The organism is Enterobacter cloacae complex sp. 385G4 (assembly GCF_057320665.1).
Genome location: NZ_JBXWDD010000001.1, coordinates 141,053 through 152,565 on the forward strand (window position 1 = coordinate 141,053; position 11,513 = coordinate 152,565).

Annotated in this window: 15 protein-coding genes; 8 read left to right on the forward strand and 7 right to left on the reverse strand. The window is 52.1% G+C overall.

Translation table 11 applies throughout. From position 1 onward, the window contains the following. Positions 1-24: 24 nt before the first annotated feature. The 3 genes from mnmA to rluE are packed head-to-tail and all read right to left on the reverse strand — an operon-like array spanning position 25 to position 2,314. On the reverse strand, positions 25-1,137 hold the full coding sequence (gene mnmA, locus AC2FAJ_RS00785) for a tRNA 2-thiouridine(34) synthase MnmA (protein ID WP_028012751.1): 1,113 nt from the start codon (positions 1,135-1,137) through the stop codon (positions 25-27). Positions 1,138-1,177: 40 nt separating this feature from the next. Then, positions 1,178-1,651, reverse strand: a complete 474-nt coding sequence (locus AC2FAJ_RS00790; RefSeq protein ID WP_028012752.1) for an NUDIX hydrolase — start codon at positions 1,649-1,651, stop codon at positions 1,178-1,180. 9 nt (positions 1,652-1,660) lie between these two features. After that, a complete protein-coding gene (gene rluE, locus AC2FAJ_RS00795; protein ID WP_045261618.1) occupies positions 1,661-2,314 on the reverse strand; it encodes a 23S rRNA pseudouridine(2457) synthase RluE in 654 nt (217 codons plus the stop codon). A 117-nt stretch (positions 2,315-2,431) separates the two neighbouring features. On the opposite strand from rluE, the gene icd reads away from it, so the two are divergent. The 3 genes from icd to AC2FAJ_RS00810 all read left to right on the forward strand — a co-directional run bounded on the left by icd (position 2,432) and on the right by AC2FAJ_RS00810 (position 4,422). Then, positions 2,432-3,682 (forward strand): NADP-dependent isocitrate dehydrogenase, encoded by a 1,251-nt coding sequence (gene icd / locus AC2FAJ_RS00800; protein WP_003857898.1) that lies wholly within the window; start codon positions 2,432-2,434, stop codon positions 3,680-3,682. A 77-nt stretch (positions 3,683-3,759) separates the two neighbouring features. Next, entirely contained in the window at positions 3,760-4,107 is a 348-nt protein-coding gene (locus AC2FAJ_RS00805) for a DUF1304 domain-containing protein (RefSeq protein WP_028012754.1), read from the forward strand. A 69-nt stretch (positions 4,108-4,176) separates the two neighbouring features. Beyond that, positions 4,177-4,422 (forward strand): DUF2543 family protein, encoded by a 246-nt coding sequence (locus tag AC2FAJ_RS00810; RefSeq protein WP_028012755.1) that lies wholly within the window; start codon positions 4,177-4,179, stop codon positions 4,420-4,422. 1 nt (position 4,423) lies between these two features. On the opposite strand, the gene AC2FAJ_RS00815 is transcribed toward AC2FAJ_RS00810, so the two are convergent. After that, positions 4,424-5,923, reverse strand: a complete 1,500-nt coding sequence (locus tag AC2FAJ_RS00815; protein WP_048959707.1) for an EAL domain-containing protein — start codon at positions 5,921-5,923, stop codon at positions 4,424-4,426. Between the two features lie 172 nt (positions 5,924-6,095). Here AC2FAJ_RS00815 and AC2FAJ_RS00820 point away from each other — a divergent pair, with 172 nt between their 5' ends. After that, on the forward strand, positions 6,096-7,580 hold the full coding sequence (locus AC2FAJ_RS00820) for a sensor domain-containing diguanylate cyclase (RefSeq protein WP_485453704.1): 1,485 nt from the start codon (positions 6,096-6,098) through the stop codon (positions 7,578-7,580). A gap of 279 nt (positions 7,581-7,859) precedes the next feature. Then, positions 7,860-8,108 carry a GlsB/YeaQ/YmgE family stress response membrane protein gene (locus AC2FAJ_RS00825; protein WP_028012758.1) on the forward strand — a complete coding sequence of 83 codons (249 nt, stop codon included), beginning with the start codon at positions 7,860-7,862 and terminating at the stop codon, positions 8,106-8,108. A gap of 126 nt (positions 8,109-8,234) precedes the next feature. Here AC2FAJ_RS00825 and AC2FAJ_RS00830 read toward each other — a convergent pair whose 3' ends face one another. Together AC2FAJ_RS00830 and AC2FAJ_RS00835 are read right to left on the reverse strand one after the other, a co-directional pair. Then, positions 8,235-8,333, reverse strand: coding sequence for a YoaK family small membrane protein (locus AC2FAJ_RS00830; protein WP_479985036.1), 99 nt, complete (start codon positions 8,331-8,333; stop codon positions 8,235-8,237). A 45-nt stretch (positions 8,334-8,378) separates the two neighbouring features. Continuing rightward, a complete protein-coding gene (locus AC2FAJ_RS00835; RefSeq protein WP_485453983.1) occupies positions 8,379-9,398 on the reverse strand; it encodes a sensor domain-containing diguanylate cyclase in 1,020 nt (339 codons plus the stop codon). A gap of 308 nt (positions 9,399-9,706) precedes the next feature. Here AC2FAJ_RS00835 and AC2FAJ_RS00840 point away from each other — a divergent pair, with 308 nt between their 5' ends. Further along, on the forward strand, positions 9,707-9,961 hold the full coding sequence (locus AC2FAJ_RS00840; protein WP_041910485.1) for a putative hemolysin: 255 nt from the start codon (positions 9,707-9,709) through the stop codon (positions 9,959-9,961). Between the two features lie 80 nt (positions 9,962-10,041). Then, positions 10,042-10,347: a nuclear transport factor 2 family protein gene (locus AC2FAJ_RS00845; protein WP_045630116.1), complete on the forward strand. Its 306-nt coding sequence runs from the start codon at positions 10,042-10,044 to the stop codon at positions 10,345-10,347. Here AC2FAJ_RS00845 and AC2FAJ_RS00850 read toward each other — a convergent pair whose 3' ends face one another. Then, on the reverse strand, positions 10,348-10,692 hold the full coding sequence (locus AC2FAJ_RS00850; protein ID WP_041910484.1) for a DUF488 domain-containing protein: 345 nt from the start codon (positions 10,690-10,692) through the stop codon (positions 10,348-10,350). Positions 10,693-10,793: 101 nt separating this feature from the next. Here AC2FAJ_RS00850 and AC2FAJ_RS00855 point away from each other — a divergent pair, with 101 nt between their 5' ends. Further along, positions 10,794-11,501 carry a CTP synthase C-terminal region-related (seleno)protein gene (locus tag AC2FAJ_RS00855; protein ID WP_028012763.1) on the forward strand — a complete coding sequence of 236 codons (708 nt, stop codon included), beginning with the start codon at positions 10,794-10,796 and terminating at the stop codon, positions 11,499-11,501. Positions 11,502-11,513: the final 12 nt, after the last annotated feature.

Below are 11,513 nucleotides of genomic sequence, written 5' to 3' on the forward strand. Positions count from 1 at the left end.
GGTCTCCTTTATGTGTGCAATCGGTTAAACAGCGGGCAGCGGCAGGCGCTGTTCAATGATCCCGCCGCCCAGGCAGATTTCGCCGCTGTAGAAGACAGCAGACTGGCCCGGGGTAACGGCGGCGACCGGCTCGTCGAAACGGACGTCAATACGGTCGTCATCAAGCGCGGTGATGGTGCAAGGAATATCGGTCTGGCGGTAGCGCGTTTTCACCGTGCAGCGCAGCGTGCCTTTCAGGGGCTCGCGATCGACCCAGTGCAACTGCTGTGCGATAAGGCCAACGGACATCAGACGCGGGTGGTCGTGACCCTGAGCCACCACCAGAATATTGTTTTCGACGTCTTTGTCGACCACGTACCACGGATCTTCGCTGCCTTCTTTCGTCCCACCAATACCCAGGCCTTTACGCTGGCCTAAGGTGTGGTACATCAGCCCCTGATGCTGACCAATCTCGTCGCCATCAACGGTGACAATTTTACCTGGCTGTGCAGGCAGGTAGCGGCCCAGGAAATCACGGAATTTGCGCTCACCGATAAAGCAGATACCGGTGGAGTCTTTTTTCTTCGCGGTGATCAGGTCCAGCTCTTCGGCAATTTTACGCACTTCCGGCTTTTCCAGTTCGCCGACCGGGAACAGACTTTGCGCAATCTGTTCGTGGCTCAGCGTATAAAGGAAGTAGCTCTGGTCTTTATTGCCGTCGAGGCCGCGCAGCAGCTGGCTTTTGCCATTCACGTCCGCACGACGCACGTAGTGACCGGTCGCAATGTAGTCAGCGCCCAGATCTTCCGCGGCGAATTCCAGGAAGGCTTTAAATTTGATCTCTTTGTTGCACAGAATATCCGGGTTCGGGGTACGGCCCGCTTTGTACTCTTCCAGGAACAGTTCAAAGACGTTGTCCCAGTATTCTGCGGCAAAGTTAACGGTGTGCAGTTCAATGCCGAGCTTGTCGCATACGGCCTGCGCGTCGGCGAGATCCGCTGCGGCAGTGCAGTATTCCTCGCCATCGTCTTCCTCCCAGTTCTTCATGAACAGGCCCTCCACCTTATAGCCCTGTTGCTGCAACAGGTAGGCGGAAACGGAGGAATCGACACCGCCGGACATGCCGACGATCACTTTTTTCTGGCTGTTATCTGACATGGAATACTCACGACATTGAACTTCAAGGCGGCGTATTCTATCACGCCCCCCCACCGTTGACACCCTCTGTAAACGGCCAGTTAAATTCTCCGATGACACCCAGCGGCAGGCGTGCGCCTGACTGCCAGCAGCGGATGCTTTCCGCAACCAGCGGCGAGCGCAGGTTTGGCGCGTTCAGGATCTCCTCGGCGGTGACCCACAGGCAGCGATCGATATCGTCATCATGCGGTTCTGTGGCGCACGTTTCGCTAAGCTCAACGGCGAATAAAAAGCGCAGGAATGGGGTGCTGTCGGGCGCAATCCACTGGTGCATGCGAATGAAGTGCTGAGGCTCAGCGCGAATGCCGGTCTCTTCCCAAAGCTCGCGCTTCGCGGCCTGCAGCAACGTTTCATTGGCTTCAAGATGTCCGGCAGGCTGATTCCACAGCGCCCTGCCGTTGATGCTCTCTTCCACAACGAGGAATTTTCCCTGCGCGTGCACCACGCAGGCGACCGTAACATGAGGTTTAAACATCGTTTCTCCTTAAGGGGCAGCGTCGCGCCATTCGCCGTTTGCCAGCGTATCCAGCGTGTAGCTGCCCATGGCGTAGCGAATCAGACGTAGGGTAGGGAAGCCGACGTGCGCGGTCATTCGCCTCACCTGGCGGTTTCGGCCTTCATACAGGGTGATTTTGAGCCAGCTTGTCGGGATGGATTTGCGCTCGCGAATGGGCGGGTTACGCGGCCACAGCCACTCCGGCTCATTCACGCGTTCAATACCGGCGGGCAGGGTGGGACCGTCGTTCAGCGTCACCCCGCTGCGCAGTTTCGCCAGCGTCTCTTCGTCCGGCTCACCTTCAACCTGCACAAAGTAAATTTTGCCGGTGCGTTTGCCCGGTTGTGTAAGCTTTGCCTGTAGGGCGCCGTCGTTGGTTAGGACCAAAAGTCCTTCGCTGTCCCGGTCCAGGCGACCGGCGGCGTAGACGCCCTGAACAGGGATGTAATCCTTGAGCGTGCTGCGTCCGGCCTCATCGGTAAACTGCGGCAAAACATCGTAGGGTTTATTGAACAGAATAACCCGCTTTGGCTGGGTTTCTTGCGGTCGTCTGGCGGCTTGTCGTGAGCTGAATCGCTCAACCCGGTGTTTTGTAAAAGAAGTTTTCTTCATGGTATTTTCAGGTGTTATCAATTGCCGCATTATAGCCTAATAACGAAGACCTTTCATGGCGCAGGACAATCAGGTACTATCGAAGGGCTCATTACAATTTATTAACATAAGATCAGTAACAACCAGAAGCGCTCGAAGGAGAGGTTAATGGAAAGCAAAGTAGTTGTTCCGGCGGAAGGTAAAAAGATCACCCTGCAAAACGGCAAGATTAACGTTCCTCACAATCCGATTATTCCGTTCATCGAAGGCGACGGTATCGGTGTAGACGTTACCCCGGCAATGCTGAAAGTGGTTGATGCCGCTGTTGAGAAAGCCTACAAAGGCGAGCGTAAAATTTCCTGGATGGAAATTTACACCGGTGAGAAATCAACGCAAGTTTATGGCCAGGACGTATGGCTGCCAGCAGAAACGCTGGACCTGATCCGCGACTACCGCGTTGCTATTAAAGGCCCACTGACCACTCCGGTCGGCGGCGGCATCCGTTCCCTGAACGTGGCGCTGCGTCAGGAGCTGGACCTGTACGTGTGTCTGCGTCCGGTTCGTTACTATCAGGGCACCCCAAGCCCGGTTAAGCACCCTGAACTGACCGACATGGTTATCTTCCGCGAAAACTCAGAAGACATCTACGCGGGCATCGAGTGGAAAGCGGACTCTGCTGATGCAGAAAAAGTGATTAAATTCCTGCGCGAAGAGATGGGCGTGAAGAAAATTCGCTTCCCTGAGCACTGCGGTATCGGCATTAAGCCGTGCTCTGAAGAAGGCACCAAGCGCCTGGTGCGTGCGGCCATCGAATACGCGATCACCAACGACCGTGATTCTGTAACCCTGGTTCACAAGGGCAACATCATGAAGTTCACCGAAGGCGCGTTCAAAGACTGGGGCTACCAGCTGGCGACCGAAGAGTTCGGCGGTGAGCTGATCGACGGCGGCCCGTGGCAGAAGATCAAGAACCCGAACACCGGCAAAGAGATCATCATTAAAGATGTGATCGCCGATGCGTTCCTGCAGCAGATCCTGCTGCGTCCTGCTGAATACGACGTGATCGCCTGTATGAACCTGAACGGTGACTACATTTCTGACGCCCTGGCGGCACAGGTTGGCGGTATCGGTATCGCCCCTGGCGCGAACATCGGCGACGAGTGCGCCCTGTTCGAAGCAACCCACGGTACTGCACCAAAATACGCAGGCCAGGACAAAGTGAACCCAGGCTCTATCATCCTCTCCGCAGAGATGATGCTGCGCCATATGGAATGGTTCGAAGCCGCAGACCTGATAGTCAAAGGTATGGAAGGCGCGATCAACGCGAAAACCGTAACTTACGATTTCGAACGTCTGATGGAAGGCGCTAAGCTGCTGAAATGCTCAGAGTTTGGCGACGCGATTATCGCGAACATGTAATCCAGATTCTGGGTTAAACAAGAGCGGGGGCCTGAGGGTTCCCGTTTTTTTTGCCTTTGCCTGCGGGAAATAACACGATGCTCGCTACTGTTCTTATCGCTGTCGTTGCATTCATCCATATCTACATTCTTGTGCTGGAAATGTTCCTGTGGAACACCAGAACAGGGCACAAGGCCTTTAATCTGCGTCCCGATTTTGCGCGCGACACTCGCGTGCTGGCCGCGAATCAGGGGCTTTATAATGGTTTTCTGGCTGCGGGTCTGCTCTGGAGCCTCTGGCTTGGTGAAAAGGGTATATCTGTGGCCATTTTCTTTCTGACCTGCGTGTTGATTGCCGGACTCTTTGGTGCAGCGACCGCCAGCCGAAAGATACTGTACGTTCAGGCCATACCTGCTCTTGCAGCCCTGCTTGCCCTGCTTATCTGACTCAACGCGTTGGTTAACCGTACGTCGTCGGATATACTTGTGGCTTCACCCTCAGAGGTTAACGCTGTTATGAATAACGAAATCCCACTGAAGTATTATGACATCGTCGAAGAATACGCGACGGAAGCCACAAAGCCCGTGAGTGAGTCAGAGCAGGACTCGCTGGCGCATTATTTCCAGCTGCTTCTCACGCGTTTGTCGAATAATGAGGAGATCGATGAGGAAGCTCAGCAGGAGATGGCGCGTGAAGCCGGGGTTCGTGCCGAACGTATTGATGATATTGCGAACTTTCTCAATCAGTGGGGAAACGAGTAACCTACCGCGCGATCCCAGCGAGTCGCTTCGCAAGCTCGCTTCGGGTGACGGATTTTGAGAAATACCATCCCTGAATCAGCGCCTCGGGGTATCTTTCAGCAATAAAGCGATACTGTATTTCGCTCTCCACGCCTTCGAAAACAAGCGTTTTATTCAGTTTTGCGAGGGCGTCGCTAAAGATGACAAAAATGTTCTGCTTGTAATGTTCACTGATGCCATCGACCAGCGACTTGTCGATTTTGATCTCATCATATTCAAGCAGCGAAAGCCTTGCCAGGTTTGAGTTTTGCACCCCGAAGTCATCAATGGATATTCTCACGCCAAGGTTTTTTAAATCCTTGCAGAAATCTTCCAGAATATTCCCCGTTGAAATGGCTTTTTCAGAAAGCTCGATTTTGATCAGAGAGAGCGGAATATTATTAGCTAAACAGCTACGGCGCAAAATGCTGATAAACTGTCCGTCTTCAATTTCCGTTCGGCCAACATTGAGCGAAACAACCAGATGATATTTAATAATAAGTGGCGCGATATCCGAAAGGGATTTTTGGAGAATATTAATATAGTAATTTTTATACAGGCCAATTTTTTTGATTAATGGAATAAACAGTTCCGGGGAGACGTCACCGTATCTTGCGTCACGCCATCTCGACAAGACCTCCACGCCTACAATTTTTTTATCCTCAATCCGAACAATGGGCTGGTAATGAACGCCGATGGTATTAGTGATAACAGCTTTGACCAGCGTCCGCTCCAGGGAGAACCGATCCTCGTTGAGTCGAAAGAAAAAGAGCGTTATCGCAATCCAGATAAAACATAAAATGACCGCGAGAACGATAAATAGAACGGGAGATAACGAGGCCAGTCCCGCGTTGTGATGCTTCACAATGACGCACAAATCCCACGTGGTGCTGCACCGGGTGAGGGTCAGGGTAAACAAGGAGGAATTCAGTTCGCTCTGTTGGTTTAATTCAGGCGTAGCCGAAAAAAAAGTTCTGCTTAAGTCCCTGGTGGTGGTGCTCAGAGAATAGCTCTCCGTAACCGGGGTGAATTTATCGTAAGCATAGCGGGAGGTGAAGATAATGTGATTATTATAGATGGCCGCATTGCCGGTAAAAAAATCCTTTCTCGAAAATTGCGCGAGGAGAAATCCTCTGGGCGTTTCATGGAGCTCTTCAGGAAGCGGGACAGGATTAACGAGTTTACCCCAAAAAGCGGTACAGACTATTTTTCCCTTTTCAATAAAACCGACGTCAGCGACATAGCGGCTTTCGAGCTTGACCTGCCGGTAGCGATCGAGGCTGTCTCTGTCGCATCCCTGTGTGGTCAGGTTTTTGAGCGTCTGCGCCATGCTCTGGGTCAGACTTTCTGAATGCTGTAAAAGGGTTCGGGAAATCTCAAGCTGTTTGCTTTTCTGCTGGCTCCCGATAACTGCATTAACCGCAAAAAGAGACAGGAAGACCAGAAACGCTGAAACGATAGTAACGGCAATGATCTTTTTCATTTTCCAGATACCCTGTCCGCTCCCTCATCTCTCAAATCTTATCACAGGCAGTGCAAGCTACAAGCCTGATAATAACGGCAGCCGTTATGCTTAAGTGCAATTTGTTTTCCTCTTAACCTGAGCTTTGTTACAGTGACAAGAGTTGTCAGCCAGGGATGCCAGGCGTGATAAGGTGGAAAAGCTCGTGCATGTGAAAAATACTTTTTACACAACAACCATTACCGTCATCATTGTCTCATTGATTGTTTCATTGTCGCTTGCCGTCCAGATTGCCACGTCCCGACAGCAGTCAATCCAGCAAATCAATACCAGCGTTGCCAACCTGAGCCATACCCTTAACGTCTACACGGAAGGGATCATTCGCCAAAGTGAAATGTTGATTACCACCGTTTCCGACACAATTGAAATTTATGGTATGACCCCGCAACAGGCGATCAATATTCAGCGAATGATAAGCAATCAGGATAATCTTCTTACTCAGATTAATAATGTGGTTGTCTACGATGCGCATGGGGATATCTTCACTGCATTGCACAAAAATTTTGCGGGCCCCCATAATGGCGCGGACAGGGCATTTTTTGTCTATCACAAGGAAAATAAAAGTCAGCAGATTTATATTGGTGAGCCGGTGATAAGCAGAACCAATGGTAAATGGGTTATTACTCTTAGCCGACGTCTTGAAACCCACACCGGTGCATTTAACGGTGTTGTGGTGGTGACGCTGGGTATCGAAAATTTTCTGGCGCTTTATGGACAGATTAATATTGGTCACGCGGGCGTGATTGGTTTAACGACGCAAGCAGGCGTTTTACTGATACGTTATCCCTTTAAAAATAACTATATCGGTACGATTTTTTCTGACTCACCTCTCTTCAGAAAATACCTCAAGGTACAAAATACAGGGATAGCCAGCTCTGTCTCCAGGTTTGATAAAATCGAACGCATTTATGCCTATGAGAAAAACAGGCGCTACGGACTGGTTACGACGGTAGCGGTAAGCATTGATGAAGCCCTTTCACCGTGGCGCAAGCAGGCGATTCAGCTTGCCGCACTTATTTTGGTGTTTACCGCGACGCTCATCGTGGCGTCCTGTTTCCTCTATTCCGACTTATCCAGAAAAGCACGGGATAACAAAGTGCTAAAGATTATTGCCTCGGAGGATGCGCTGACAGGGCTTTATAACAGGCGCATCTTTGATGAAAAAATCCTCTCGGAAATTGCGGCGTGTGCGGCAAAGGACGCGCCGGTTTCGCTGCTCCTTGTGGATGTGGACTACTTCAAAAAGTACAACGATAACTACGGTCATCCGGAAGGGGACAGATGCCTGGCGTTGCTGGGAAACTGCCTCAGGGAAAGTCTCACCCGCGACAACCAGATTGTGGCGCGCTATGGCGGGGAGGAGTTTGCGCTGATTTTGCCTGAAACGGATATCCAGGAGGCGCTCCGCCTTGCGCAGACGATTATTCGCTATGTTTTCTCTCAGCAAATTGAACACGCGTTTAGCCCCTTCGGGCGGGTCACGGTAAGCGTAGGGGTCTCCAGTGCGCGTGCTGTCAACATCGCGGGTAGCCAGCAGAATATTATTAATGCTGCCGACCAGGCGCTCTATCAGGCAAAACGCGGCGGGCGCAACCGGCACGCTTTCGTTGGGGCTTGATCAAAAAAAAAGCCCACTCATGAGTGGGCAAGAAATACTGGAAGCAATGTGAGCAATGTCGTACTGAATACCTGAGTGTTTATCTCAACTATTCAGTGTTGAGAAAGATAATCTTTCTCAACAAAAGATGCAACCCCACAGTTCTTGTGGAAGGGCATGTTGATGAAGAAATGCGCAGACTCTCTCTGTGAGGCTTATCACAAATTTCCTTTCTCAGATCCTGTGCTATCCTTTTTGTGTCGTTGATTTAATGACAAAAACCATACAGAGAGGAAAGTTATGGGAATTTTATCCTGGATTATCTTTGGGCTTATTGCGGGTATTCTGGCGAAGTGGATCATGCCGGGCAAAGATGGCGGTGGGTTTATCGTCACCATAATACTGGGTATTGTCGGCGCGGTAGTCGGCGGTTGGATCAGTACGCTGTTCGGTTTTGGTAAAGTCGATGGCTTTAACTTCGGCAGTTTCGCGGTCGCGGTGATCGGCGCGCTGGTTGTGCTGTTTATCTACAGAAAGATCAAAAGCTAATACTGAAGCGTTAAAAAGGCTGCCATATGGCGGCCTTTTTACGTAACGGGTTTACCACCAGCCAAATTGCGTGCCGGCAAACGCCACGACGGCAACGATCAACATTATAAGGGTGGTTTTTCTCATTTATCCCCCCGGAGCAGCGTAACCACCGACAAAAAACCACGCCAGAAATACCACCGCCGTTATAAAAATAACGACCGGGAAGAGGATCCCTATTCTCATATCATCACCTGTTTCGGTTTTTATAACGCCGTAGAGTGTACGGGGTTAATCCATCGCGAGAAAGCCTGTTTTGCTTTTTCCTTTTTTATCCTGATACATCGCGATATCCGCGGCACGTAACGCACTGTCCGGATCGGTTACGCCGGGATCCACTTCGATAACGCCGAGGCTGGCGCCAGGATAGATGATGCTGATGCTACCCAGCCAGTATTCCCCCGCAATTCGGGCGCTGAGGCGCGTTCTGAGAAGGTGGATTTGCTCCTCATTCTCGACGTTGCTCAGAGTGGCCACCAGAAACTCATCGCCGCCCAGCCGGCCGATGATATCGTCCTGCTGTTTTTCTGCGGTCAAACGCTTGCCCACTTCAATCAGGAACTGGTCGCCTGCTTCATGCCCGTATCGATCGTTAATCAGTTTAAAATCATCCAGATCGATAAAGGCAATGATGGCGTTACGTTTCAGATGCCGCGCCAGCGAAAACAGGGTGGTCAGATCCTCAAAAATGGCGCGACGGTTGGGTAACCCTGTAAGGGCATCTGTGTAGGAGTGGGCGATAAGCGCCGCGTTGGCTTCACGGAGCTGGGTCACCAGAGACTCTTTCTGAATGTACTGACTAATTAACCCGGCGAAGAGTTTTAACATCTGCTCGCCGCGCGCGCTGAGCGGTTTTTTTGCCGTGCTGGTGGCGCAGAGCGTACCGTAAAGCGAGCCATCGGCAAGATGAACGGGGATGCTCATGTAAGTGGTAATGCCGAGTGCTTTCGCCGCTTCACACTCCGGCCAGCGCTCGGGAACATCGTTACTGAATAATGTGTCGCTATCCAGCGCGCGCTTACACAGCGTTTCATCCCATGGCACGCTTAACCCTTCCGGGATAGTCATCTGCTTGCTGTTTCGGGCATAGAGGATATGCTGCAGCCGGGCTGTTATATCCACCTTCGTCAGATACGTCGACTCCATGTCGGTGACGATTTCCAGCATCTCCAGCAGCTGGCGAACAAGGCTTTCAAGGGAGTGCTCGGTGGCAAGGGTTTCTGAAACGCGAGCGAGGATAAGATCCGACATGACGTAGAATGACTCCCAGGCAGAAGACGTCTGCATCTGCATGTTATGCTGAATTTTTAGGCTTCCGGCATAGTAAAACATGAATATAGAAAATTTAATATATGCAGAGGTAGGCAGCAGGCGGGAAAAAAAGCCCCGTTGTTGAGAACGGGGCAAAGACATCTTGATTACGGAATGATGTTCTCTGGTCAAAGTGAGAACATGCCAGACTGTAGCGTTGAAAAGTGCAGTTAGAATGGAGAAATCATGGAGAAAGCGGCGACAAGCCGTTACCCTTAGCCAATGATGATGTCAAAAGGATCAACAAGATGAGATTTCTGCTAATGGCGCTGGCGCTTCCCCTGGTTGCCTGCACCGCAAAAACAACCCCACCCGACGCCCCGAAACCGCCGCACGCCGTGGGCATGGCGAACCCGGCTTCCGTTTACTGCCTGGAAAAGGGCGGGGAACAGGTCCCAATTCAAAGCCCGCAGGGAGTCCGCACCGAGTGCAAGCTGCCCGGTGGCGAAGTGATCGACGAATGGACGCTCTATCGTCGCGATCATCCGCAACCTGCCAGGTGACAGAGGGACAGTAGCTGCGATACACTTCTCTTTAGGATTATTCTTAGCTAATTTCTGACTACCGTTACCGCGAGAGAAGTATGTTTCAGCTTAAACCGGGCAGCGTGGCGATGATCGTCGGTGCCCGCACGGCGTCAGGCCGTCGCAATATTGGTAAATCTGTGGAGCTATTTGGTCTCTGCCAGCCCGGCCAGCGTTTCGTTAACCCGGTCAACGGCGTGATGACGCAGTTACCCGCAAGCGCGGACCGCGCGCTCTGGCTGGTGACGGGAGACGTCTACGCCTTTGATAATCAGCACGGCTTTGCGTTTGTTCGCGCCGAACACCTGATGCCGCTCACCCCGGACGAAGCCCCGCAAATTCAGGATGAGCTAACGGTCAGCTGATCACAGATGGCGCAGCCAGTCGGCTAAGACCAGAGCGTGATTCTGCTTCGTGTCCTTCGCGCCGTAGAGCAGGGTTACGGTCTGCTTTTTCGCCAGCGCCGCCAGACGCTCTCCTTCGTCCTTATGCTGCGCCAGCTCTTCCTTGTAGGCTTTAGTGAAGGCCGCGAAATCAATCGCTTCGCTATGAAAGTCCTTGCGTAACGCGCTGGACGGTGTGAGCGTTTTACACCATTCGTCATACGCGAGGTCCGTTTTTTTCACCCCGCGGGGCCAGAGCCTGTCCACCAGAACCCGATAGCCATCGCCCGGGCTCGCCTGTTCATAGACGCGTTTGCACTGAATCATAATTCCACCCTCCCAATTTAAGGTATTGTGATAATTGCAGAAGATCGGTAGTCTGAGGTTCCTTATGTTATCTGATAATACTCTGGCATAAGGAACCTTTCATGGAACACCTCCCGGTTAAAACGACGCTGCGCATTGCGCTGGTTGGCGATTACAATCCTGATGTTATTGCACACAAGGCGATCCCGCTGGCCATTGACGACGCCGCCGCGGTCCTTGACCTCACCGCCGATTACGACTGGCTTGCCACCACGGAATTAACCAGTTCTGAGGATCTGGTGGGCTACGATGCCATCTGGCTGGTTCCCGCAAGCCCCTATAAAAATACCGAGGCGGCCTTTATTGCCGCACGCTACGCGCGTGAAAACAGCATTCCGTTCCTGGGCACCTGCGGTGGGTTCCAGCATGCGTTAATTGAGTATGCCCGTAACGTGCTGGGCTGGAGCGACGCGGCACATGCTGAGACGGATACCGAAGGCACGATGGTGATTGCGCCGCTGACCTGCTCGCTGGTGGAGAAAACCGATGCCATTGAGCTGCGCAATAATACGCTGATCGCGAAGGCCTACGGAAAGCCGGAAATCGTAGAGGGTTATCACTGTAACTATGGCGTATCGGCGGCGTTTGCTCAGGAACTGGAGAGCGGTGATATGCGCGTGACGGGCTGGGACGAGCAGGGGGAAATCCGCGCTGCGGAGCTGGTGACCCATCCGTTCTTTGTGATCACCTTATTCCAGCACGAGCGTGCTGCGCTGGAAGGGCGTCCGGTGGTGCTGGTGCAGGCAATGCTGCGCGCGGCGCGCGGGTAAAAAAGGCAGACC